This is a genomic window from Azotobacter salinestris (assembly GCF_009363155.1).
GTDB lineage: Bacteria > Pseudomonadota > Gammaproteobacteria > Pseudomonadales > Pseudomonadaceae > Azotobacter > Azotobacter salinestris.
In genome coordinates, this window is record NZ_CP045302.1 from 2,383,236 (window position 1) to 2,407,820 (window position 24,585).

Consider the following 24,585-nt stretch of genomic DNA (forward strand, 5'->3'; position numbering starts at 1 on the left):
TGTGGCAACGGCTGGAGGCCGCGTTATCCCTGGCTGTTGCCATCGTTGCCGCCGTTGCCACCGATTTCAGGTTCCTATGTGCATGTAATTGGCTGAATCGGGGTTGAGTACGGGCGATCATGGCTGGCCTCCGTCGTTCTCCAAGCGCTCTGGGTCGATGACGTACAGCCGCGCTTGGCCGCCTCCGGGAAGGCGATAGTTCTTGGTGTGGCGCTTCTTGTCGCCGTCCCGCTTGGCCAGCACGCCGGCCGCCTCCAACGCCTTGACGATCCGTGCCAGGCCGAAGCCTGCGGCCGCCTCGATCAGCCCGGACTTGTTGAATAGGTACAGCCGGCGATTCGGCTCGATCTCCCAGTACCCGGCGCGGTCGAACACCCGGCTTTCCACCTCGCTTGCGTTCACGTCAGAGAACCGGCTGCTGCCATGGCGCTCGATGAAGCTGGCGATGCCGGCGAGGATCTGCCGGTCCTCGGCGTTGCCGCTGCCCACCCGCTCCAGCCATTCGCGGTAGAGCAACTGGCTGTCTTTCAGGCTGGTGCCGGTCGGCCAGGGCAGCAGTCCATAGGCGATGGCCAGCTCGCCGGCCAGGGCGATGACGGCGAAGCGGTCGGCCACCCGTCCGGCCTGCGCGCTGTCGGATTGGAACTGGGCGCGCACCTTGTCGAAGTCCTTCAGCATCTCGTCGCGGTCGTAACCGGCGATCAGTTTCTCGACGAAGGCCTGGCCCAGGTGCCCGTAGTGCTGGCCAGCAGCAACGGTCAGGGCTCGGTGGAAGCTCTCCCCGTCCATACCGTGAACATCATCGAATGCGCGGTACGTGCGGGTGCCGGCGTTCACGTCCACCATGCGCAGCTCGGCGCCGGCATGGGCCGGGTTGCCGCCGATGGCCGCATGCTCGGAGAGCGAGCGCTCGCCGCTGGAGATGGTCAGCAGGCGCCAGTGGAGCTTGGCGCGTCCTTCGCGCTCGCGGGTCATGGTGCCCTTGCCTTGGCCGTTCGCCAGAGCGTAGGCCATCTCCTGAATGCGGCGCGCATCGGCGCGCGTGATCTCGTCCAACGGCAACAGGGTGTCGTTGCGCGAGGCGGCTTCGATTTCCAGCCCGCCCTTGGTCATGTCCCAACTGGCGGCGAACACACCAGGGTCGCCCCACACCGAAGCGCCGATCAGTTGCGCCAGCGACTTCCCGCTGGAGCTGTCGCCGACCAGGTGGACGCCGCCACCGTTCACGCCGACCTTGCTCAACAGCGGACCGGCCAGCGCACAGCCGACGGCCATGGTCAGCACCGGGTTGCCCAGGCAGCGGGCAGCAACCAGGCTCTGCCACTGCGCCAGCTCACCCTTGGAGGCATAGAGGTTCGGCACTCGGCCGGATGACTGGTAGCGCACGCCGTCGCCGCCGATGGTGCGGTGGGGCAGCACGAACACCCCGGACGCATGCCAGCCCGGCCGGCTGGTGGTGACGATGGTCTGGCGGGGCCGCTGGTCGAGCAGGTACTCCATGAGGCGGCCACGCTGGCGCGGGGCGATCTCCGCGCCCATGGCGAACAGGGCGCGCCGGATTTCCTCGCCGCTGCCGCCAAGCATCTCCATGGGCATGATCCACTCCCTTTCGCCTCTGTCCGTCACCAGGCGCAGCAGGCGGCCGGCGGTGTCGTCGTCGCTGTTGACGGTACGCGCCTCGACGAACACCGGCGAAGCGATCCATTCGTCGCGCAGGGGGCGCTCGCTACCGTCGCTCGGCTCGGCCTCGTCGTCTTCCTTGGTGCGCCGGTAGCCGTGCCAGTACACGCCCGGCTTGAGCATGGCGCCATTCTCGTTTTGCACCCGCCCCGCATAGACGCCCCAGCAGGGGCGCTCTGGCGTCACCGTGGGCGGCATGGGTTTGGTGATGAGGGTCAGTGCGGGTGCTTCAGGCTTGCTCATGGGCGGCCCTCCAGGTGGCAAGGTCGTTGAAGTCGGACAGGTGGAGCGGTTCATCGCCGCGCCAGGCGGGAAAGGTCACTTCGGCACCGATGGTCAGGGCCGCGTCATTCGCGGCGTCGCGGCCGGTGTTGCCCTCGGTCTGGCGGTCGTCGTCGCCGGCGATGACCAGCTCGGCATCGGGGTAGTGCCGTTGCAGGTACTGCCCGACCGCAAGCAGGTTGCCGGCGTTCATAGCGCAGGCGACGGCGGCACCTTCGTACTCGTGGAGCGTCGCCCCGGTCGCCCAGCCCTCGCAGATGTAAAGCGGCTTGCCTGGCTCCGGGTGGCCCAGCAACGAATAGGCGCCCTTCACCCTGCCGCCGGACAGGAAGCGCTTGCGGCCATCCGGGTAGATGCGTTGCAGGTTCACCAGCGCCTCGTTGGCATACAGCGGGATCAGCAGCACGTCGCCTTGCTGGCGGGCGTTATGCGACTGAATGCCCTTGCGGACCAGATACGGGTGATCGGGCGCAGCCGGGGCGCTGGCGCTCCACAGGCGTTGCGCCTCGACGGCGGCGGCCTGCTGGCGCTGATACTGCTCGGCCTCGTCCTGCTGCTGGCGCTGCTTCCGCTGACGGGCGATGCGCTGGCGCTCTGCCTCCTCCTGCAAGAAGTCGCGCTTCGGCTGGCCGTAGACGGGGATGCCAAGACGCTCGGCGATCATCAAGGCGGCATCCATCTGTCCGCAGCGGAGAAGGTAGGCGAGCAGCGACACGAAGTCGCCGCCACCGTCGCCGCTGGCGAAGTCATGCCAGCGGCCGGACTCCAGCGACACGGAAAAGCTGCCGGGATGGCGGTCGCCGCGCGTGGGGTTGCGCGCCCACCACTCGGCGCCCTTGCGCTTGCCATCCGGCAGCCATTCGGAGAGAAGGCTGTCTACGGCAGCGAGGGCGGCCTCCGCGACGCGCTGGATAAAAGAGGCGTTATTCATGGTTGTCGCCCTCGATGCCCTCCAGGCGGGCGACCAGCGCCACGGCCAGCCGCTCGGCAGCAACCTGCCAGGCGGTCATGTCCTCGGGCGAACATCCCTCTGCGGTAGCACGGTGGAGCGCCTGCTGCGCTTCGCGGATCAGCTCCAGGTGGCGCGGGGCGAACAGTCCGGCGGCTTTCTCCGGACAAGCCGATCCCGTCGCCACCGACTGGCAGCGTTGAAAATCAGTCATGGGTTAGTCCTCGCGCTGGGTGTTGCGGCGGTTGCGCTCGATGTCGATCCCGCTGCCGGTGTCGGCCAGCTTGGCGGAGAGCTTCCCGAGCGATTCAAGCAGCCAGCCCAGGTCGTGGATCGCAGCAGGATCGAGGCCTTGATTGCTCGATGCGGCGCCCGCCAGCAGGTTGCCGATGGCGGCGATCCCGTGACCGAGGGTCAAGGAATAGCTATCGGCCGCCATGGCTGCGGCTTCCAGCTTCTCCGGACTCATGGCCTGGATGGCCTCAAAGTTCGGCATCAGAGAGTTCCAGTTGGGGCAGCTCATTGCACACCGCCTTGCGCTTCCAGGGCGCGGGCTTTGGCCATGTGGTCGTTGTAGCGGCGCAGGCGGACGGACAGGGACGAATTGGCATGCAGGGCGGCCAAGGCCATGGCCCGATGCGCGGCGGCACGTTGTCGGAGTGCGGACGGATTGAGGGCGGGGTCGTGCTTCATGGGGTGCTGCTCCTTTTGCTGAGTAGGAGCTACCACCAGCCGCTGCGAAACGGTGATTGGTGGCAGCCGTGCGTGGGTTCGCAGTACCGGGGCAAAAGGAACCCGGCGCACCCGAAGGTGCCCCACACACGGCCACCATAGAGCAGCATTGCGGACGCAAAAAAAGAGCGCCTGCAATGGTCTTGGGGCGCTTGTGCGCCTTTTGCTTTCTCGGGCTGCGAAACCCGGCCACGGGACTTACCGTGACCTGCGCAGAGTAGCGATGGAGGGGGCGATTGGCAATGGCCGGAAGCAGGTGGGTAAAGAACACCAGCGCGGCAATGGCCTGGCGCATGTGGTCGATGGCGAAGACGCCGAGGAGGAGCAGGGCCTGGATGGTCATGCGCGGCCCCTCGCGGAGAACGGGTCTTCCATGCGCCGGCGCCACAGGCCAGCGATCCACTCGATACCCTTCGGCGTGAACAGTGCCTGCTTGAATGTGTGGTTGTTGCGCTCGTTGATGCCGATCTTCACCTTGAAGTAGCCAGCTTTGATACGCGGCTGGTATGGCGTCCACTCACCGTTAAGGAGATGCATGATCCGCTGGTCTACCAGGAACCTGCGAAACTCACGTTCGTTGGCATCCAGAAGCTTGGCGACTTGGCGGAAGGTCATGAGGCCGTCAGCCTTAGCGTAGCTATCAAAGAACTCGACAGCCGGTTTTGCTGCCTCAAGATCGGAGATGGCATGGTCGCGCTCGGCGATGGCCTGAATTTTCTCGCGTTCGCTGGCCAAGGCCATTTCCAGAAGCTCCAGGCGCGAAAGTTCGGCCGGAGCAGCAGCATGGCGGAAATAGCTCTTCACCAGTTGGCGATAAACTTTCCAGGCAAGATCATCATTGAGGCTCTTCACCAACATCAGGTAGCCCGATTCGGTCAGCAAGATCAGGCCACGCGACGGGACTTCAATTCCAAAAGTACGAATTTCGTACTTTTGAGAATGGGGCACCAAAAAATAGTCCTCCTCATCGATCATGGTGGTCTTGTTCTTGTTGAAGTTGCGCTTCGCAGTACCCTTCGGGCGCTTGTGAACCTCATCGATCATGGCCAGCGTGACAACTCGCTGGCCTTGGTACTCGACGATGGACATCTGATGGTCGCGGATAGCGATGGTGGTAGACTGGCCTTGCGACGGGCTGCTCTGCCGGTAGAGGGAGTGGCCTTCTTCCATTTTAAGCCTCCCCGTCCAGTTGCTCGTTAATCCAGGCTTCCACCTCCAAGGAATCCCAGCCGGAGGCATTCGAGCAAGCGATGCGCCGAGCCTTGGGAAAGCGCCCCTCCTTCATCAGCTCGTAGATTTTGGTGCGGCCAAAGCCCGTGGCGGCTTTCACTTCCGGCAACCGCATGATGCGGCGCTGGATGCGATGCGCGGCACGCTCAGCGGCCAGTTCGCGATTGGGTACAGCCATCGGTCGTTACCTCTTGACTTGTAGCGCTGTGCTACGGATGGCTGCGGATGGAATTACATTCTTGCGGTCGGTACTAAACCACCATAAAGCGCTTTATGGTGGCAGTGGGGTTTAGTCTGGCCCTATCGTCTCCCGAAGCTGCTCGTCGGTACAGGTTTCAAGCTCTTCGCGGTATTTCGCGTAGGCGCGCTCAACCGTCCTTTCGCTATTTTCATCAGGGAAGAAGCGGTCTGCCGTTTCTCCTATCGCCTGCTCCCATGTTTTCTTTTTCCGCATTAGCAGCATCACGCTTGCCGCTGCCGGCACGTCGCGTTCTATCGTATCCGGGCGCTCGTATCCGCCCCTCACCAGTTTTAAACCAAAGGCCTGGTCGGCAGATTTGCCCGCGACAATGCCCGCAAACACGTGCGCCATCAGGTCATGGAGAATGTTCTTGTCGTATGAAAGGCCGTTGCTCATGCGCTCATGGAAATACTCGATGATGCTTCGAGCGGCCACCGGGTCATGGCCAGTCTTGAGAAACGATAGCTCGGCGGCCAACTCCTCATGCTTAACGTCTGCCCCTCTCAGCCATGGATCATCGAGGGCAATGTCTTCCTTCTTCACCTTCTTCTTCGCCATCTTCACGCCTCCCAGGCGCTCCCATCTTGAATAGGTCGGCCAGCCAGGCGGGTGGGAAGTCCGCTTTTCGGGAGCGACCCTAGGCTGGCCGATATTCGGTCAGGCGCGCTTGAAGTCGCCTTGAATGACGTTCTCTGCTGGCGGGCTGGTGATGAACCTCGCCCACTCGGCCATCAAGGCACGGCGCTTCTCGAAGAAGTCGGAGCGGGAATAGGCGCCCTCGGTCTGGTTGCGCTCGTCATGCGCCAGCGCCAGTTCGCAGACCTCTCGCGGATGATGGGTTCGCTCGCCGGACCAGTCTCGGAAGCTGGAGCGGAAGCCGTGGCGGGTCACGTCGGCATGCCCCAGGCCGTGAAGCAGGTTGCGGATGGCGTTGGCGTGCATGACGCCGCTCTTGCCGCGACCGGGGAATAGATAGGGGCTGCCCTCGATGCGCGGAAGCTGGCGCAGCAGCTCGACAACCTCGGCCGCCAGGGGGATGTCGAAGGCTTGGCGCATCTTCATCCGCTCGGCAGGCAGCGACCACACGCCTACCTCCAGGTCGATCTCGGCCCACTCGGCGAAGCGGACCATGTGCAAGCGGGCGCCGGTCAGGATCAGCAGGCGGGCCGCCACGGCGTCGTAGGTGTCGATCTCGGCCAGCCTGGCCATGAGCGCCGGCACCTCGCGCCATGCCATCGCCGGAAAGTGCTGGCGCTTCCTCGCCTTCTTCTTCTCCGCCTTGCTCAGCAGGTTTTCCAGATGCCCACGCCAGCGGGCTGGGTTCTCGCCGGAGCGCAGACCTCGGGCCTTGGCGGCGTCGAGTATCTGCTCGATCTGCCCACGCACTTCATCGGCGGTGCGAGCCTTGTCGGCCCAGATCGGTTGCAGCACCAGCAGCACCTGCTCCGTGTCGATCTCGTCGGCGGGCAGCATGCCCACATGAGGGAAGGCGTACAGCTCCAGCTTGCGCAGCCAGCCTCGGCGCCACTTGTCCGACCAACTCGCCCCGTGCGCCGCCATGAAGTCGGTGGCCAGCTTCATGAAGGGCATGCGCTTGGCCTCCCGGAGTCGCTGGGCTTCCCGGTGCGCCTCCCGCTCGGCATCACGGGCTGCAAGGGGATCTTTGCCCACGGCGGTCAGCTTGCGAGCGTCGGCAGCTAGGGCGCGCGCATCGGCTAGGCTGACCTCGGGATAGCTGCCCAGCCCCATGTAGCGGCTCTTGCCGGCGATCTTGTATCGGAATATCCAGCTCGCCCCGCCGGTCCTGCCCACCTTGAAGTACAGCCCCGCCCCGTCGCTGGTCATCCCAGGCGTGCCGGCTTTCTCCAGGCTCGCCACGGTCTTTGCGTTAAGGGTTCCCGCCATATCGCCCTTCTCCTTCTGTGATCGCCAGCCAACACCTTTCAGCCCACACCTTGGCCCACACCTTGGCAGAGGATTTAGGCGGTATTGAGCGGACGCTTGCGGACGGATGATAGGCGGGAAGTCCCGTAGAATCTAGGGTCTGCGGAAAGGGGCGAAAAATGGCGAACAGTAAAAAAGCCGGCTTCGCGCCGGCTTTTTCGTGAATGGCACCCCGATCCGCCTACTGGCGAACGCCCTCCATCGAGAGGATCAGCTCCACCTCCTGGGAGGCCGGACCGAGATCCTTCTGGATATCGAAGTCCTTCAACTTCAGCCTGGTACGGCCCTCGAAGCCGGCCCGGTAGCCGCCCCAGGGGTCCTTGCCTTCGCCGATGAACTTGGCGGCGATCACCACCGGCCTGGTCACGCCGTTGAGGGTCAGGTTGCCGGCGATGTCGAAAGTATCTTGCCCGGTGGATTTGACCGAGGTGGACTCGAAGGTCGCGGTCGGGTGCTTTGCGACGTTGAGGAAATCCGGGCTGCGCAGGTGCTTGTCACGCTCGGCGTGGTTGGAGTCGACACTGGCGGTCTTCAGGTTCACCTGCACCTTGCTCGCTTCGGGCTGAGCAGCGTCGAAGCTGAAGTTGCCGTCGAAGTCGCGGAAGGTGCCGTACAGCCAGCTGTAGCCCAGGTGGCTGATCTTGAAGTTGACGAAGGCATGCTGGCCTTCCTTGTCGATCACGTAGTTGACGGCCATGGCCTGGCCGGCGCCCAGCAGGGCGGAACCCAGTGCCAGAGCGGCGAGAGTCTTCTTCAGCATGAATGTTCTCCTTAGGTTAGCGGGGAGCGCGTCCGAGCATGCGGAGCAGGGTCGTGTCACGGTCAATGAAGTGGTGTTTGAGGGCGGCCAGGGCATGCACGACGGCGAGGCCGACCAGGGCCCAGGCGAGCAGTTCGTGCACCTCGCCGGCGACGTCTTCCTGGTTGGGCAGGCCGCTGAGCAGCGCCGGCACCTCGAACCAGCCGAACACCGAGATCGGCCGGCCATCGGCGGTGGAGATCAGATAGCCGCTGATCGTCAGTGCGAACAGGCCGAGGTAGAGCAAGGCGTGGCCGGCGTGGCTGCCCAGCCGGGTCAGGGGGCCGTGGTTGGGCAGGGCCGCTGGCGGCGGGCTGACGAAGCGCCAGGCGAGGCGCAGCAGCATGACCAGGAACAGCAGGATACCGACGCTCTTGTGGATGTCCGGAGCCGTGCGGTACCAGGCGCTGTAGTAGTCCAGGCCGCGCATCCACAGGCCCAGGCCGAACAGGCCGAAGACCGTCAGCGCCACCGCCCAGTGCAGCAGGATGCTGACCAGGCCGAAACAGAAGGGGGAGTTGCGCCATTGCATGTGCGACATTCCTTGATTCGGGGATGTGCACAGCCTAGCGGCTCAATTATCGATTTAAAGCGGAATTTTTCGCTTGGAAAGATCGAATCGTTCGATATCCGAACGCCCCGGCGCGGCAACGGAAGCCGCGCCGGAGGTCCGTCAGCGGAACAGCTGGGCCAGGCGGGCGAAGAAGCCGGGCTTGCGCTCGCCCTCGGCCGGCGCCTCGGCTGCGACCTTGGGCGGTACGGCCGCCGGCTGGTCCAGCCGGGTGATCTGCGGCGCTGGCACCGGCCGTCCTGCGTACAGCTCGCGCAGTTGTCCGGCGGCGCGCTTGCCGCTGCGCAGGGCGCCCTCCAAGGTACCCGGATAGAGCGGGTCGGTATGCTCGCCGGCGAAGGCCACGCGCTCCAGCGGCTGCTCCCAGAGCCGCCAGTAGCGGCTGATCTGCCCCGGCCCGTAGGCCAGGTAGGCGCCGACGAGGCCGCTGTCGCCGCTGTAGCGGCGGATCTCGTAGCCGGTGAAGGCGCCGCGGGCCTTGGGGTAGTGCTCATGCAGACGGATCAGCAACTGGTCGGCCACCTGGCGGTCGCCGAAGGCCTTGAGCAGGCGGGCATTGTCGCCGGACAGGTTGATCAGTACGTTGGCGCCGCCCCTGGTCGCCGGCTCGACCCACAGCATGCCGAGGCCCTGGTTGCTGTAGATGTTGCCGCTCAGGCGCGCCTTGCTCTCCCATACCGGGCTCTTGAACTTCAGCAGCAACTGGTCGCGCCAACCGTAGCTGGTGCCCTGCAGCGCGCCGCGGTGCCGCTCCGGCAGCGTTGGGCTGAACTGGATCTGCCCCAGGGCGCGCAGCGGCACGGCCAGTACCAGGTAGTCGGCGCTGTAGCCAACGTCCCCGGCCTTGACCGTCACGCCCGTGCGGTCCTGGCTGATGGCCGACACCCGCACGCCGGTCTTGACCGTCTTCAGCGCCTTGACCAGGGCCTGGGCGAGCACCTGGCTGCCGCCGGGCAGGCGGGCGGCGCGCAGCTCGCCCGTGTCGATGCCGCGGTAGACCCGGGTCTGCTGGGCGAGGTAGAGCAGCGACAGGCGCGACGGCTCGTCGTAGTGCGAGCGGATGCGCTGGTTGACCAGTTGGCGGGCGGTGATCGGCAGTTTCAGCTCGTCCAGCCAGCGCGCCGCGTTACCCTGGTCGAGGGCGAACAGCTTGCGGTCGGAGGCCGGGTCGAGCGGGTCCTTGATCGACGCCGCCAGCGCGTCGATCGCCTGCTCGTAGCGCTTCAGTCCCTCGGCGGTGGCCGGCTGCTGCTTCGCCAGCTCGGCGGCGCTGAAGTAGGTGCCGTCGATCAGGTAGCCGGTGCCGCGCACCGCCTCGGGAACCGGCTGGGCCTTCAGCTTGAAGTGCGCGAGGTAGTCGTTGAGCAGCGGCTGCACCCTGGCGCTGCCGATCCATTCGTCGCCGGCCAGGCTGGAGCGGCCGCCGGCGCTGGCGCGGGCCTCCAGCAGGGTGACCTGCCAGCCGTCGCGCTGCAGCTCCCAGGCCGCGGCCAGACCGGCCAAGCCGCCGCCGACGACCAGTGCCGTCGGCTGTTTCTCCTTGCCCAGCACCACCACGCTGAACAGCCCCATCCCGACAAGTGCGGTCCCCCGCAGCCAGCTTCGGAACATGTTTTCCCGCCCCCGATTCAATGAGTTGTCGCACACCCCCGTGCGCGCGGCGCGAGCATACGCGAGCGCCCTGCTGGCAGCCAGCCATGGCCGGCATCGGGCAGCAAAGCCCGACGCGCCTCTGCTAGGCTCTCGCCGATCGTTTCCAGGAGAGTTTTCATGAGCCTCAACGCCGACTGGATGCAGCGCGACCTCGCCGTGCTCTGGCATCCCTGTACCCAGATGAAGGATCACGAACGCCTGCCGCTGATCCCGATCCGCCGCGGCGAAGGAGTGTGGCTGGAGGACTTCGACGGCAAGCGCTATCTGGATGCGGTCAGCTCCTGGTGGGTGAACGTCTTCGGCCATGCCAATCCGCGGATCAACGCGCGCATCAAGGAGCAGCTGGAGAGCCTGGAGCACGTGATGCTGGCCGGCTTCAGCCATCGGCCCGCGATCGAGCTGTCCGAGCGGCTGGTGGCGATCACCCCGGCCGGGCTGGATCGGGTCTTCTACGCCGACAACGGCTCCTCGGGGATCGAGGTGGCGCTGAAGATGAGCTTCCACTACTGGCGCAACTGCGGCCGGGCGGAGAAGAAGCGCTTCGTCACCCTGACCAACAGCTACCACGGCGAGACCGTGGCGGCCATGTCGGTGGGCGACGTGGCGCTCTTTACCGACACCTACAAGCCGCTCCTGCTGGACACCTTCAAGGTGCCGAGCCCGGACTGCTACCTGCGCCCGGACGGGGTGAGTTGGGAGGAACACTCGCGGACCATGTTCGCCCACATGGAGCGGACACTGGCCGAGCATCACGGCGAGATCGCCGCGGTGATCGTCGAGCCGCTGATCCAGGGCGCCGGCGGCATGCGCATGTACCACCCGGTCTACCTCAAGCTCCTGCGCGAAGCCTGCGACCGCTACCAGGTGCACCTGATCCACGACGAGATCGCCGTCGGCTTCGGCCGCACCGGCACCCTGTTCGCCTGCGAGCAGGCCGGCATCGCCCCGGATTTCCTGGTGCTGTCCAAGGCGCTCACCGGCGGCTACCTGCCGATGGCCGCGGTGCTCACCACCGACACCGTCTACCAGGCGTTCTACGACGACTACGCCACCCTGCGCGCCTTCCTGCACTCGCACACCTACACCGGCAACCCGCTGGCCTGCGCCGCCGCACTGGCGACCCTGGACATCTTCGAGCAGGACGACGTCATCGAGAAGAACAAGGCGCTGGCCGCGCGCATGGCCCAGGCCACCGCCCACCTGAAGGATCATCCGCACGTCGCCGAGGTGCGCCAGACCGGCATGGCCCTGGCCATCGAGATGGTCGCCGACAAGGCGGGCAAGACCCCCTACCCCTGGCAGGAACGCCGCGGTCTCGCCGTCTACCAGCATGCCCTGTCGCGCGGCGCCCTGCTGCGCCCGCTGGGCAGCGTGGTGTACTTCCTGCCGCCCTACGTGATTACCCCGGCAGAGATCGACTTCCTCGCCGAGGTGGCCGGCGAGGGCATCGACCTGGCCACCCGCTCCGCCATCAGCGTGGCGCTGCCGGCCGGCGCGCCGGCGACCTTCCACGATCCGGGCTGAGCAGGCCCGGCCTCGCCTGTCCCGGTGCACCCGCGCCTGGGCAGGCGGCAGCGTTTCTCCGGGATTATTTCTTGCGCACCGGGAAGGCCCTCTTCACCTCCTCGACCCAGCCGGGATACAGGCAGGCCTGCCCGGTATCCAGCCCCTGTGCCTCCATCGCCGCCTTGTGCCGGTCGATCTCGGGGACCATCTGGCTCAGGGCGCTGGAGTTGCCATCGAGCCGGTACATCTGGGCGAGGCCCAAGTGATAGAAGCGCAGCAGCCGCATGGCCTGCGGATCGCCGGCGGCCACGCCCTGCTCGACGCAGTGCATGATGTTGGTGACGCTCATCAGGCTGCGCTTGAGCTGCCAGCCATATACCGCTGCAGCCATCCACGGCTGCCGGCTCAGGTAGCCGCGCAGGATCGCGGCGGTGACGATCGCCCCGGCGATCACCCCGCCGAGGTTGTAGCGCAGGTTGTCGCCGCCCGGCGTGCCGAACAGCTGCACCGCCAGGGTCGACAACCCCATCCCCAGCACGGCGAAGATCGCCACCACGATCAGGCTGCTCTTGCGGGTCTGCGCCCGGTACTCCTCGGGACTCCACGGCTGGATCTCGAACATCGCCACTCCTTTCCTCTTGAATCGCCCAGGCCGGGCCGCCGCGGTTTTTCGCAGGATTCGCCGGCCGCCGCAAGCCTCTACAGCCGGCTGGCGGCAGCGGTTAAGCTTGCCGGCCCTGTTCCTGCCGACCGGATGATCCGATGCGCCTGTCCCGTTTCTTCATCGACGCTCCCCTGTCCCTCGGCCGCCATGAGCTGCCGGAAGCCCAGGCCCACTACATCGGCCGGGTGCTGCGCCTGGCGGCCGGCGACGCCGTGCAACTGTTCGACGGCAGCGGCAGCGAGTTCCGTGGCGAGCTGGTCGATGTCGGCAGGAAGCGCGTACAGGTGGAGCTGCGCGAACAGCTTCCCGGCCTGGCCGAATCACCGCTGCGCATCCACCTGGGCCAGGGGCTGTCACGCGGCGAGCGGATGGACTGGGCGATCCAGAAGGCCACCGAGCTGGGCGTGGCGGAAATCACCCCGCTGGTCAGCGAGCGCTGCGAGGTGCGCCTGAAGGACGAGCGCGCGGACAAGCGCCTGGCCCACTGGAGGCAGATAGCCGTCAGCGCTTGCGAACAATGCGGCCGCTCGGTGCTGCCGACGATCCACCCGCCCGTGCCGCTGGGCGACTGGCTGGCACTTGCCCAGGCAGAGCTGAAGCTGGTCCTGCATCCGGTCGCCGAACCCTTGACGAGCCATGTCCGGCCGGCCTCGCTGGCCTTCCTGATCGGCCCCGAGGGCGGCCTGTCCGAGGCGGAGGTGGACGAGGCGCAGCGTGCCGGCTATCGGGCCGCCCGCCTCGGTCCGCGGGTGCTGCGCACCGAGACGGCGCCAGTGGTGGCGCTGAGCGTGGCCCAGCAGCTGTGGGGAGACTTCTGAGCCGTCCGCGCACCGGACAGGCGCCGCCATTCAGATCAGCCCGGCATCCGCCAGCTTCCGCTCCAGCGCCTCAAGGTCGGGAATCCGCGCCACGCCGCCCTCCACCTGCACCACCGCCAGCTCCAGCGGCGCCAGCGCGGCTTCGGCGCGCGGCAGGCGGGCGTCGACCTTGAGCGAGCGCGGGATGCCCTGCAGCAGCAGGGCCAGGAACTTCACCCGCGGCCGCCCGCCGAGGGCGTTGAACACCGCTACCCGCGGCGTCGCGCCGAGCTGCGCCTGCCCGCCGCTGGCGGCCTCGAAGGACAGCAGCGGCAGACGCAGATCGCGCCAGCCGATCTGCCCGAGCAGCCAGGGCGGCAGATCGGCAGCGGTCTGCACGCCGCGGTAGGGGATGATCTCGGCCACCGCCACGTTGGGCAGCAGCAGGGTCCGGTCGGCCAGCGGCAGCAACAGGGCGGTCAGGCTGTCGGCACTGTTCGGGTTTGCAGCTTGATTCATGGGTGCTCCTGCAGGTTCGGTGCGTGGACCCGGGCCTCGTTCCTCATTCGGCACACTCCTCGGCCAGCCGCTGCACCAGGGCCTCGGCCAGCTCCCGCGGGGTTCCGCTGAGCTGGCTGTAGCCGGCTTCGCGCAGGCTGTCCGGCATGCTCGAACAGGCACAGCTGCTGGCCCGCTGGGTCCAGATCTCGCCGCCCTGGCGGCGCACGTAGGCGGCCGCCGCGGTGCCATCACTGCCCATGCCGCTGAAGGCGATCACCCCGCAGCGCGGGCCGAACTGGCGGGCCAGGTTGAGCATCATCTGGTCGATCGACGGGCTGTAGGGCTCGGGCCACGGGCGCTCGGCGATCGACAGCGAGCCATCCTCGGCAAAGCCCAGCTCACGACGGATCGGCGCCACCACCACCTCGCCGCAGCACAGCGGTCCGCCGTGGCGCGCGGGCACGACCTGCCACTGGCTGTGCCGGCCGACCGCCCGGGGCAGGGCCGACTCGAAGGAGGGATCGATGTGCTGGGCATAGACGAAGGCGACCGGCAGGCCGCCGGGCAGCGCGTCGAGAAAGGCCTTGACCGCCTCCGGGCCGCCCAGGGAGGCCGCCAGCAGCCAGACCTGGCAAGGCGGCTGGCCGACCGCCAGCGGGCTCTCACGCAGCGTCGCCGGCAGCGGCAGCCGACTCGGGCGCTGGCCCTCGTCGAGCAGCGCCGCAAGGGTCGGCCCGACCGCCTCGGCCGGGTCGCGCACCAGCCGCTTGAGCTTGCCGATCAGCCGCCGCTCCCAGCGTGGATAGTGCTCCGAGTGACGCTCCGGCGCCTGCCCCTGGCCGAACAGCACTGGCACCTGGCTGCTTTCGAGCAACTCGTCGAGCTGCGGCGTGTCCTCCAGCTGGGCCAGGTCGACCAGCCAGAGATCCGCCGCGCAGGACGCCAGGGTTTGCGCGTCGAGGCGCGTCGGGTCGCTGTTGAGCACCACCTCATAGCCGTTGCCGGCCAGCGCCTGCTGCAGCACATGACGCTGCAGCGAGGTGTCGGCGATCACCGCGATACGCGCGCTCATCGTGCTTCAGGCTCCTTGACCAGCCGGCGGATGGTTTCCAGCAGCAGCGCCTCCTGATAGGGCTTGCCGAGATACTCGTTGACGCCGAGGCCGAGCGCGCGGTCGCGATGCTTCTCCCCGGTGCGCGAGGTGATCATGATGATCGGCAGGTCCTTGAGACGCTCGTCGTGGCGCACCCGGGCAGCCACCTCGAAGCCGTCCATGCGCGGCATCTCGATGTCCAGCAGCATGACGTCCGGGCGCCGCTCCTGCAGCTGAGCGAGGGCATCGGCCCCGTCCTTGGCGGTCATGCAGTCCATGCCGTGGCGCTCCAGCAGGCGCCCGGTGACCTTGCGCACGGTGACCGAATCGTCCACCACCATTACCAGCAGCGGCCGCTCCTTCTCGGTCTCGGCAGGCGCCTGGGGCTGGATCGGCGAGATCAGCTGCAGGCTGGCCTGGCGCTCGCGCAGGGTCGCCAGCAGGTCGAGAATCACCACCACCCGGCCATCGCCGAGGATGGTCGCGCCGGAGATTCCCGGCACCACGGCGAACTGCGGCCCGAGACTCTTCACCACGATTTCGCGGGAGCCGGCCAGACCGTCCACCTGCACCGCCACCGCCTGCTCGCTGGAGCGCATCAGGATCACCGGCAGCGGCATGTGCTGGCCGGCCAGCCTGGGTTGCTGACCGTTGTCCAGCAGCTCGCCGAGATAGCGCAGCTCGTAGCGCTTGCCGGCGTACTCGAGCCCCGTCTGGTCCTTCTGGCCGTCGGCGCGGCGCGCGTAGAGCGCCTCCAGCTCGCGGGGTGCCACCCGCACGATGCCCTCGATGGTGTTCAGCGGCACTGCATAGAGGTCCTCGCCGGCGAGCACCATCAGCGCCCGGTTGATCGATACGGTGAACGGCAGGCGGATCAGGAAGCGGGTTCCGGCGCCGGGGGTCGATTCGATGCTCATCGAGCCGCCGAGTTGCTTGACCTCCGAGTGCACCACGTCCATGCCGACGCCGCGCCCGGAGATCTGCGTGACCCGGTCCGCCGTGGAGAAGCCCGCCTCGAGGATGAACTGCAGCACCTCATGGTCGGACAGCTGGGCGTCGGGCTTCATCAGCCCGCGCTCGACGGCCTTGCGGCGCACCGCATCGAGGCGGATGCCGCCGCCGTCGTCGGCCAGGGTGAGCAGGATGTCGCCGCCCTCGCGCAGCAGCTCCAGGCGGATGCTGCCCTGCTCCGGCTTGCCAGCGGCACGGCGCGCCTCGGCCGGCTCGATGCCGTGGTCGATGGCGTTGCGCAGCATGTGCTCCAGCGGCGCGACGATGCGCTCCAGCACGCTGCGGTCCATTTCCCCTTCGGCGTTGCCGACGCTGAACTCCACCGGCTTGCCCAGCTCGCCGGCGACCTGCCGGACCACCCGGCGCAGACGCGGAAGCAGGCGCTCGAAGGGCACCATGCGGGTGCGCATCAGGCCTTCCTGGAGCTCGGTGTTGACCCGCGCCTGCTGCAGCAGCAGGGTCTCGGCGTCGCGGCTGCGCGCCGCCAGGGTTTCCTTGAGGTCGAGCAGGTCGGAAGCGGATTCGAACAGCGAGCGCGACAGCTGCTGCAGCTGCGAGTGACGGTCCATTTCCAGCGGGTCGAAGTCCTCGTAGCCGGCGCGCTCGGCCTCGGCCTGGTAGCGGCTGAGGATCTGCGCCTGGGTTTCGGTGTCGAGCCGGCGCAACTGGTCGCGCACCCGTTCGATGGTGGATTCCATCTCGGCCAGGGTGAAGACGATGTCGCTCACCTGCTGCTCGACCCGGCCACGGAAGATCGAGGTTTCCCCGGCCAGGTTGACCAGGCTCTCCAGCAGATCCGCCGGCACCCGGACCATCTCCTGCGGCGCACGCTGGGCGGCGGCTTCCCGGGCGGCCTCGGCGGCCCGCTGCACGAACGGCAGGACCTTGGCCGCGGCGACGGCGGCGAACGCATCGCTGGCGGCGAGCAGCAGGCCGCCCGGCAGTTCCGCCCGCATCGCCACGGCCGGCTCGGGCTCCACGGGCGCAGCGCCAGTCTCGGCCTGCCGCTCGGCCGGCAGTTCCGGCACGACCGTCTCCGGCATGCTCGGCTGCGGAGCGGCGACCTCCGGCGTCCCGGCGCACCAGTCGCGGATCGCCGCGATCAGCGCCTCGCCATCCTGCAGCGGGCGCCGCTCGCGTACCGCCTCGAGCATCCCGGCGAGCCGGTCATGGCAGGCCTGCAACAGCCCGGCGAGCGCCGGGCCGGCCGTCAGCCGGCCATCGCCGAGTCCTTCGTAGAGGAACTCCAGTTCGTGGGCGAGATCGCCGATCTCGCGGATCTCGGCCATCCGCGCTCCACCCTTGAGGGTGTGCAGGTCGCGCTGCAGGGCTTCCAGGGCCGCACGGTCGGTGGTGTTCTCCAGCCAGTGCTGGAGGGCGGTAGCGGCGCTTTCGAGGATGTCGAAACCTTCCTCGAGGAAGATCTCCACCAGCTCGAGATCGTAATCCGACACCACGAACCCCGGAGGCGGACTCTCGACTCCAGGCGATGGCACCGGCGGAGCCGTGGCACCGGTCGGTGCGTCCTCGCCGGTGAAGAAATCGATCCGCGGCATGTCGAATCGCGCTGTCTCCACGGCGGCCTCGAAGGGTTCGGCGAATGCCGGCGCCTCGCCGGCCGACTCGAGGACCACCGGCTCCAGCGCCTCGGCCAGAAGGCTGCGGGCCTCGGGGCTGGCCGCCGCGATCTGCCGGCGCCAGCCCTGCAGGGCCAGGATCAGTTCCTGCGGCTCGCCGAGCGGCAAGCGGGCCTGCAGTCGCTCGACGAGCAGCGCCAAGCGGTCGTGGCTGCGCTCCAGCAGCTCGCCGAGCCCCGCCAGATCCGGATGGGCATGCGCCAGCAGGTGTTCGTAGAGACTCTCCAGTTCATGGGCGAGATCGGCGATCGGCGCGACACCGGCCATCCGCGCGCCGCCCTTGAGGGTGTGCAGATCGCGCAGCAGGGCGGTCAGCGCCAGGCTGTCCTCCGGCTGGCGCAACCAGCGCTGCAGCGTCTGGGCGGCGCTGTCCAGCAGATCGACCGCCTCCTCGAGGAACAGCGCGGTCAGATCGTCGTCCGGACCGGCCTCGTCCGGCAGGATGGCGTCGAAGGTCGGGGCGGCCGGCTCGGACTCCAGCCTGGCGCTTTCCAGCTCGCCCGGCTCCACATCGGGCAGCCCCAGGTCGTCCAGGCCCAGCGCATGGAAGGCAGACACGGACGTCTCGCTCGCCGCAACTGCAGGTGCCGGCTCCGCCGTCTCGACCGGCCAGGCCTCGAGCGGTACCAGCGACAAAGATTCGGGACCTGCGGCTTCCGCCGTGCCCCGTTCGAGCGGCTCCGCACCGGCGAGATCCAGCTCGTGAAGCAGCGGGATGGATGGCTCGTCCACCTGCATGCCATCCGCCAACTCTGGCGTCTCGCCCGGCAAGGCCTCCAGCGGCACCATGGCCACCTGCCCGGATGCAGGTTCGACGAGCACCGCCCCGGGCTCGTCCGGAGCGGCTACGGACCTTTCCGCCTGGCACTCATCCGCGTCGCCCGGCTGCGGCTCGGCCGGCATCTCCAGCAGGGCCTGCAGGGCGGCCACGCGCTCGGGCTGCGGCGTCACCTCCAGGGCGGCGGCGACCTGGTCGAGCATGCCGATCAACGCCTCGTGGGCGGCTTCGGCCTCGTCGAAGAAGCGCTCGCCGGGGCTCAGGCGGTCAGCCTGCACGGCGTCGTACAGGGCCAGCAGGGCCTGGCAGAGCGCATCGATCTGGGGCAGCTCGGCCTGCCGGGCGCCGGCACCGAGGGTGTCCAGCTCGCCGAGCAATGCGGCGAGCGCCGGCGGCTGCTCCGGCCGGGCTCGCCAGTGGCGCAGCAGAGCCTCGGCGTCCAGCAGGGTATCCATGTCCTCGGCCAGGAAGCGGCCGATCTGCCGCGGGTCGCGTACTTCGCCGCTGTCGTCCTGCCAGCCCTCCTTGGCCGCCTCGAGGCGCTCCTGATGCAGCCGCCTGACCGCGTCGAGAAAGGCCGCACTGCCCTCGATGGGCGCCAGCGGCCGGCCGTCGAGCTGTTCCAGACCGCGCCGCAGCAGTTGCGCCGCGCGCTCGAGCAGCTCGACCTCGGCCAGATCGATGAGGATCAGGTTGGTCTTGAACTCCTTGACCAGCCGCTCCAGCGGCATGGCGATCTCGGCGATCGGCAGGAGGCCGGCCATGTGTGCGCTGCCCTTGAGGGTGTGCAGGGCGCGCTGCAGATCGTCGGTGACGCCCTGCGGCAACTCCTGGGCGCAGGCTTCGAGGAAGCGATCGAGGGTCTGCAGGTGGGTGACCGCCTCGTTGCGGAAGATTTCCAGCAACTGCGGGTCGAGCGCCTCGGCGGCTGCATCGGCGGCCGGCTGCGCGGCAGCCTGCCCGGCCTGGGCGGACAGGGCCGGCTCCTGGCCGAGAGCCAGGGCGTGGGCGATGGCCGCCAGGCGGTCCACGTCGTCGCGCTGGCACTGCGCCTTGGCGGCGAACTCCTCGACCAGCGCCGGCATCAGCGCCAACACGTCGGCCACCGCCTGCTGCACCGCGGCGGCCGGCTGGATGCTGTGGTCGATCACCCGGTTGAGCAGGTTCTCGATGGACCAGGCCAGCTCGCCGATGATCAGCGCACGGACCATGCGCCCGCTGCCCTTGAGGGTATGGAAGGCACGGCGGACCTCGGTCAGCGCCTCCTTGTCCGTACTGTCGGCACACCACTGCGGGAAGTATTCGCCGAGGGTCTCCAGCACCTCGCCGGCTTCCTCGATGAACACCTCGAGCAGGTCCTCGTCCACCGGCGCCTCGTCGGCCGGCGGCGGCAGCAGGCTCGCCGGCACCTCGCCGGCCGGTGGATTGATCGGCTGCACGGGCGCCGCCAGCACCTCGGCGAGGGTCGGCTGCGGCTCGCCAGATCCGGCCGGTGCAGCCGGGGCCTCGCTGGCGGCCTGCGGGGGCGCGGCCTCGGGCATGGCCGGCGTCTCCGGTACCGCATCCGGCACATCGACCGCTGACCGGTCTGCCCCAGTGACTTCCAGCTGCCCGGCGGGCTCTACCGACTGGGTCACAACCGAAGCTGGAGCCAGAGCCGGCTCGACCTCGGTTGGCGCCACGACATCGCGGTCCAGGATCGACGGCTGCGCCATCAGCGGATAGCCGAGGCTGGCCAGGCTTTCCTCGGCCACGTCGAGCAGCCGCTCGCTGGCGCTGCCGTGGTCCTCGCTCAGGCGCTCGAGGTAATACTCGATGCCGGTGATGGCATCGGCCAGGGTGTCCAGACTCTGCCAATCCGGGACCACCCGACCGACCAGCAGCTGCTCCTGGATGTAGCGGTTGCAGACATCGAGCAGTGCGGCGGCGCGGGCCAGCGGAATCATCGCCAGCCCGCCGCGGACCTGTGTCAGCAGCACCGGCACGCGCTGCAGGTGTTCGTGGTTCCACTGCGAGGCGATGAACTCGATGATCGCGTCCTTGGCCTGTTCAAGGCCGGTGCGCGCCTCCTTGATCACCATCTGGTGGATCTGCGCCACGTCGGTGGTGGGCAGCAGGTGCTCCTCGCGGCTGCGCTCCTCGGCGGTGCCGACCATGCCGGCGAGGGTCGCCTCGACGTACAACAGCGCCCCGGCGACATCCATCAGCACGGCATCGCCCGGCTCCTGTCGGCCCTGGGCCAGGTTGCGGATGGTCTCGAGCTGGCCGAGGACGATCTTGCGCGGCTGGCCGAAACCGAGCACGCCAAGGGTGTCGCCGACCTGCTTGAGCGGCGGCAGCAGCGCCTCCAGCTCGGCGAGCTGGCGACGGTCGCTGCGCACGAAGAGATCCAGGCTGTCCTTGACCCGCACCAGCTCCTCGCAGAGGGCGGCGACCACCGAGCGCATCGCGTCGCGGTCCGGGCCGGCCAGGCGCGCGCGCTCCTCGTCCACCACGCCGCTGTCGGGCAGCACCTCGTCGAGCCGGTAGCGCGCCTTCAGCGCCTGCAGGCGCGCACCGCCGGCCGGAGCCTTGGCGACGTAGAACAGCAGGCTTCTGAGCAACTCCTCCGGCGCCGGCTGGTTGATGCCGTCGATGCCCTGCTCCACCAGCCGCTTGAGCTCCTTCTCGACCTGGCGCAGCAGATCGCGCAGGGCGCTGCCCTGGCTCACGCTGCCATCGCTCAGGCCCTCGACCAGCGCGGCGGCGATCTCCCACAGGGGACCGAGCGGCGCCTGGCGGCACAGGCTTTCCAGACGAGCGAAGACCTTCGCCAGATAGCCCAGGTTGGTGCGCACGTCCTGATCGCGGATGACCCCGACCAGCGCCAGTTGCAGCATCTGTCGCAGCTTGCGCAGCAGGGTCGCGGTCTCCGGAGTGCGCAGGGCGGCCAGGGCCGTCTCCGACAGCGGTGCAGGACCACGGAGATCGGGCGTGAACAGGCTGGCCTCCGAGAGCAGGCCCTCGCCGCGGGCGGCGCGCAGGTCGTTGAGCAGCGGCAGCACCACCAGCGGCAGGTCGCGGCGCGCCGTCTGGATCCGCTCAAGATAGACCGGCAGTTGCAGGATGGCCTGCATCAGCACTTCCAGCGCCTCGCCGCGGCTCCCCGTGCGGCCGTCCAGCATGGCCTGGGCGAGCTGCTCCATTTCCTCGGCGAGCAGCGCCGCGCCATAGAACTCGACCATCTGCAGGGTACCCTGCACCTGGTGGATGTAGGCCAGACAGAAGCGTATCCGCGATAGATCCTGCGGGCTCTCGACAAAGGCCTCCAGGGCATGCCGGGCCTGTTTCAGGGTCTCCGCGATCTCGCCCTTGACCCATTCCAAGGCGACATAATCGTGCCGATCACCCATAGCGACTCCAGTCAACGTGAACTACCCCCTGCGGGTGAAGGCCAGTACCAGAGGGTCGGCCACCGGCACCAGGTCCGGATGCTGCCAACCGACCACCTCGCCCACTCCGATCACCAGGAGTCCACCCGGTGCCAGGCGCTCGGCCAGCCGGTTGAGGATCTCGCGGCGACGCCAGCGACGAAAGTAGATCAGCAGGTTCTGGCAGAAAATGACGTCCATGCCGGACATCGGCGCCTTGGCCAGGTCCAGCACGTTGAGGCGAGTGCCGCATACGCGCGACGCCAGCCCCGGCAGAATCCTGTAGCGCCCGTCCGGGTGGGCGGTGAAATAGCGCTCGCGCAGCGTTGCATCGAGGCGCTCCAGCTTGAGCGCCGGATACAGCCCGCGGCCCAGCTTTTCCAGGGCGCTGCGGCTGATGTCGGTGGCCGTGACGCCGAAGCGCTCGGCCGGGGCCGCGACCTCGCCGCCCAGCACTTCCATGGCGGTGATGGCCAGCGAGTAGGGCTCCTCGCCCGTGGAGCAGCCGACGCTCCAGAAGGCCCAGGGGCGCTGCATCCCGTCCGCCGCCAGGCGCGCACGCAGATAACGCTCGAGCAATGCGAACGATGGCGCATGGCGGAAGAAGCAGGTTTCCTGGACGGTCAGGCGGTCGAGCAATTGCAGCCACTCCAGCGCGCCCCGCGGCCCGTCGATGACCCGTCGGTAGTAGCTGGCGTAGTCGCTCAGGCCCAGTTCGCCCATGCGGGCGCTCAGGCCGATCTGCAGGAAGCGCTTGCGCTGCTCGTCGAGCACCAGGCCGCAGCGCTGCTCGAGCAGGCGCTGCCAGTCGCGGAACTCGGCCGCGGACATCTCGGCCGAGGTTTTCATCGCCCAGGCGCCTCTTGGCTGTATAGCCCGAATTTCGTTCATGCGCACCCGGCAGCCCGCGCGGGGCCGCCGCCTCGTTGTCGGTATCGGTCCGGAGCGGTCTGGCGGCTCAGAGCGTGTCCGCGGTTTCCGGGAGGGTGAAGCCGGACACCGACTTGCGCATCTCGCTGGCCAGCTTGGCCAGGCTGCCGATGCTCATGGCGGTGGCGCTGGTACCGGCGGAGGTCTGCGAGGTGATCTCCTGAATCACGAACATGGTGTTGGAGATGTGGCCGGCCGAGGAGGCCTGCTGGCGCGCCGCGTTGGAGATGTTCTGGATCAGCGCGGCGAGGGTTTTTGAGACCTTCTCGATCTCTTCCAGGGCGACCCCGGCGTCCTGCGCCAGACGGGCACCGCGGACCACTTCGGTGGTGGTCTGCTCCATGGAGATCACCGCCTCGTTGGTATCGGTCTGGATGGTCTTCACCAGCGCCTCGATCTGCTTGGTCGCCGCCGAGGAGCGCTCGGCGAGACGCTGCACCTCGTCGGCCACCACCGCGAAGCCGCGGCCCGCATCGCCGGCCATGGCCGCCTGGATCGCAGCGTTCAGGGCGAGGATGTTGGTCTGATCGGCGATGTCGTTGATCAGGCTGACGATGTCGCCGATCTCCTGGGAGGACTCGCCGAGGCGCTTGATCCGCTTGGAGGTGTCCTGGATCTGCTCGCGGATGTTGTCCATGCCGGTGATGGTGTTGTGCACCACCTCGTTGCCCTTGTTGGCGATGGCCACGGAGCGCTCCGCCACCGCCGAGGATTCCGCGGCGTTTGCCGATACCTGGTCGATGGACACCGCCATTTCGTTGACCGCCGCCGAGGCGCCGGCGATTTCCTGGGCCTGGTGCTCGGAGGCCTCGGCCAGGTGCATCGCGGTCGCCTGGGCTTCCTGGGCGGAGCTGGCCACCTGCTGCGCCATCTGGTTGATGGTCTCCACCAGTTCGCGCAGCTGGTCGATGGAGTAGTTGATGGAGTCGGCGATGGCGCCGGTGAAGTCCTCGGTCACGGTCGCCGCCACGGTCAGGTCGCCGTCGGCGAGGTCGGCGATCTCGTCGAGCAGGCGCAGGATCGCGGCCTGGTTGCGCTCGTTCTTCTCCGCGGTTTCGATCAGCCGCTGGCGGGTGCCCTGCATCATGACCAGGGCGATCATGACGATGGCCGCCACCATCAGCACGACCAGCACGTAGCCGGCCACGGAGGTCAGCTCGCGCTCGTCGGCCAGTCCTTCGAGGCTGAGGGCCAGGGTCTTGGCCTTATCCAGCAGGGTCTGGGAAACGGCGAAGACCGCATCGACCGATTCGCGCACCTGGAGCAGCTCCGGCGAGGCCTCGAGGATCTCGTCCACCGAACCGGTGACGAACTGGAACAGCTCGGCGATTCCGGCCAGACGCTCGAGCGCCCTGGGATCGCTGACCCGGGAAATGCCCTGGGCCGGATTGCCGTGACGCATGCCGTTGAGCACGCGACCGAATTCCCCGGTGTCGTCGCCGAAGCGGTTGGCGGCCTCGATCGCATCCTTGCCGCCAGCAAGCACCATCTTCACCGAGGCGAGAATCCGCTCGGCCAGCAGCGCCTGGCGCTGGGCCAGCGCCACCTGGACAGCCGGGGCGCCGCCGGCCACCAGGCTTTCGACCACCTTCTCGTACTCGGCCTGCAGCTGCGGCACGGTTTCGGTCAGGGTCGCCGCCACCGCATGCAGGGACAGGATGGCCTTCTGGCTAGCGAGGATGGTGGCGCTGTTGGTCTTCAGGGAGTCCCAGTCGGCCTGCACCGCCGCCATCGTATCCTGCACCGAGAAGGGTGCCGGCGGCAGGTCGTTCTTCTCGTCGCCATTCTTGAGGGTGTTCCAGCGCTGCTCGAAGTCCATGCTGGACTCCTTGAGCAGGGCGAAGGCCGGCCCGTTGCCGGCCGCCGCCTCGCCGGCGTTCGTGGCGATGCGCTGGGACAGTACGCGCAGCTCGCCGGCATGGGCGATGTATTGCTGGTCGTTGACCGCCTGGGTGTTGAGGTAGGTGAAGATGGCGAACAGCAGAATGATGGAAACGATCAGGACTGCGAAGAATCCGGCCAGCCAGGCGCTGCTGCGCAGGCTCATCCATAGAGAGTCCGTGTTGTGTCTTTGCATGCTTCCCCCGTCTTACCCCGCAGAACGACGGTCCCCTGTACCGCCGATGAGCCGGCCCGTGGCCGACCCGACATTGAGCAGCGCCCGCCAGGAGCGCCGT

The 24,585-nt window shown here is 68.0% G+C and carries 19 protein-coding genes and 2 pseudogenes; 2 read left to right on the plus strand and 19 right to left on the minus strand.

Features of this window, described 5'->3' with window-relative positions; genetic code table 11:
- Nucleotides 1–117 precede the first annotated feature (117 nt).
- The 13 genes and pseudogenes from GCU53_RS11095 to GCU53_RS11145 form a co-directional block, all read right to left on the minus strand.
- Complete coding sequence (locus tag GCU53_RS11095; RefSeq protein WP_152387667.1) at nt 118–1,923, minus strand: DUF927 domain-containing protein; 1,806 nt, start codon at nt 1,921–1,923, stop codon at nt 118–120.
- Nucleotides 1,910–2,893 carry a toprim domain-containing protein gene (locus GCU53_RS11100; RefSeq protein WP_152387668.1) on the minus strand — a complete coding sequence of 328 codons (984 nt, stop codon included), beginning with the start codon at nt 2,891–2,893 and terminating at the stop codon, nt 1,910–1,912. The genes GCU53_RS11095 and GCU53_RS11100 overlap by 14 nt, the downstream gene beginning before the upstream one ends.
- Nucleotides 2,886–3,125, minus strand: coding sequence for a hypothetical protein (locus tag GCU53_RS11105; RefSeq protein ID WP_152387669.1), 240 nt, complete (start codon nt 3,123–3,125; stop codon nt 2,886–2,888). The genes GCU53_RS11100 and GCU53_RS11105 overlap by 8 nt, the downstream gene beginning before the upstream one ends.
- 3 nt (nt 3,126–3,128) lie before the next feature.
- The gene (locus tag GCU53_RS26085) at nt 3,129–3,407 is read right to left on the minus strand and encodes a hypothetical protein (protein WP_244307173.1); all 279 of its coding nucleotides are present in this window, start codon (nt 3,405–3,407) and stop codon (nt 3,129–3,131) included.
- Nucleotides 3,408–3,430: 23 nt separating this feature from the next.
- Entirely contained in the window at nt 3,431–3,604 is a 174-nt protein-coding gene (locus GCU53_RS26090) for a hypothetical protein (protein WP_167520111.1), read from the minus strand.
- A 79-nt stretch (nt 3,605–3,683) separates the two neighbouring features.
- Nucleotides 3,684–3,986 (minus strand): annotated as a pseudogene (locus GCU53_RS26095) (hypothetical protein); the annotation flags it as partial.
- Entirely contained in the window at nt 3,983–4,813 is an 831-nt protein-coding gene (locus tag GCU53_RS11115) for a phage antirepressor KilAC domain-containing protein (RefSeq protein WP_152387671.1), read from the minus strand. The gene GCU53_RS11115 and the pseudogene GCU53_RS26095, both read right to left, overlap by 4 nt.
- Before the next feature lies 1 nt (nt 4,814).
- Complete coding sequence (locus GCU53_RS11120) at nt 4,815–5,051, minus strand: AlpA family phage regulatory protein (RefSeq protein ID WP_152387672.1); 237 nt, start codon at nt 5,049–5,051, stop codon at nt 4,815–4,817.
- 111 nt (nt 5,052–5,162) lie between these two features.
- Entirely contained in the window at nt 5,163–5,672 is a 510-nt protein-coding gene (locus tag GCU53_RS11125; protein ID WP_152387673.1) for a hypothetical protein, read from the minus strand.
- 99 nt (nt 5,673–5,771) lie between these two features.
- Nucleotides 5,772–7,019 (minus strand): tyrosine-type recombinase/integrase, encoded by a 1,248-nt coding sequence (locus tag GCU53_RS11130; protein WP_152387674.1) that lies wholly within the window; start codon nt 7,017–7,019, stop codon nt 5,772–5,774.
- Between the two features lie 220 nt (nt 7,020–7,239).
- Nucleotides 7,240–7,818: a YceI family protein gene (locus tag GCU53_RS11135; RefSeq protein ID WP_152387675.1), complete on the minus strand. Its 579-nt coding sequence runs from the start codon at nt 7,816–7,818 to the stop codon at nt 7,240–7,242.
- A gap of 16 nt (nt 7,819–7,834) precedes the next feature.
- Nucleotides 7,835–8,389 (minus strand): cytochrome b, encoded by a 555-nt coding sequence (locus tag GCU53_RS11140; RefSeq protein ID WP_152387676.1) that lies wholly within the window; start codon nt 8,387–8,389, stop codon nt 7,835–7,837.
- A gap of 159 nt (nt 8,390–8,548) precedes the next feature.
- Nucleotides 8,549–10,039: pseudogene (locus tag GCU53_RS11145) on the minus strand (flavin monoamine oxidase family protein); the annotation flags it as partial.
- A 159-nt stretch (nt 10,040–10,198) separates the two neighbouring features.
- On the opposite strand from GCU53_RS11145, the gene GCU53_RS11150 reads away from it, so the two are divergent.
- On the plus strand, nt 10,199–11,605 hold the full coding sequence (locus GCU53_RS11150) for an adenosylmethionine--8-amino-7-oxononanoate transaminase (RefSeq protein ID WP_152387677.1): 1,407 nt from the start codon (nt 10,199–10,201) through the stop codon (nt 11,603–11,605).
- Nucleotides 11,606–11,669: 64 nt separating this feature from the next.
- Here the strand turns inward: GCU53_RS11150 and GCU53_RS11155 are convergent, their stop codons facing one another.
- Nucleotides 11,670–12,209, minus strand: coding sequence for a DUF3087 family protein (locus GCU53_RS11155; protein ID WP_152387678.1), 540 nt, complete (start codon nt 12,207–12,209; stop codon nt 11,670–11,672).
- Between the two features lie 140 nt (nt 12,210–12,349).
- On the opposite strand from GCU53_RS11155, the gene GCU53_RS11160 reads away from it, so the two are divergent.
- The gene (locus tag GCU53_RS11160; RefSeq protein ID WP_152387679.1) at nt 12,350–13,069 is read left to right on the plus strand and encodes a 16S rRNA (uracil(1498)-N(3))-methyltransferase; all 720 of its coding nucleotides are present in this window, start codon (nt 12,350–12,352) and stop codon (nt 13,067–13,069) included.
- 30 nt (nt 13,070–13,099) lie between these two features.
- Here the strand turns inward: GCU53_RS11160 and GCU53_RS11165 are convergent, their stop codons facing one another.
- From GCU53_RS11165 to GCU53_RS11185, 5 genes are all read right to left on the minus strand, one after another.
- Entirely contained in the window at nt 13,100–13,567 is a 468-nt protein-coding gene (locus GCU53_RS11165) for a chemotaxis protein CheW (RefSeq protein WP_152387680.1), read from the minus strand.
- 43 nt (nt 13,568–13,610) lie between these two features.
- Nucleotides 13,611–14,621 (minus strand): chemotaxis protein CheB, encoded by a 1,011-nt coding sequence (locus tag GCU53_RS11170; RefSeq protein WP_152387681.1) that lies wholly within the window; start codon nt 14,619–14,621, stop codon nt 13,611–13,613.
- The gene (locus tag GCU53_RS11175; RefSeq protein WP_152387682.1) at nt 14,618–21,460 is read right to left on the minus strand and encodes a hybrid sensor histidine kinase/response regulator; all 6,843 of its coding nucleotides are present in this window, start codon (nt 21,458–21,460) and stop codon (nt 14,618–14,620) included. The genes GCU53_RS11170 and GCU53_RS11175 overlap by 4 nt, the downstream gene beginning before the upstream one ends.
- Nucleotides 21,461–21,481: 21 nt before the next feature.
- Nucleotides 21,482–22,351 carry a CheR family methyltransferase gene (locus GCU53_RS11180; protein ID WP_152389863.1) on the minus strand — a complete coding sequence of 290 codons (870 nt, stop codon included), beginning with the start codon at nt 22,349–22,351 and terminating at the stop codon, nt 21,482–21,484.
- 85 nt (nt 22,352–22,436) lie between these two features.
- Nucleotides 22,437–24,485, minus strand: coding sequence for a methyl-accepting chemotaxis protein (locus GCU53_RS11185; RefSeq protein ID WP_152387683.1), 2,049 nt, complete (start codon nt 24,483–24,485; stop codon nt 22,437–22,439).
- Nucleotides 24,486–24,585 lie beyond the last annotated feature (100 nt).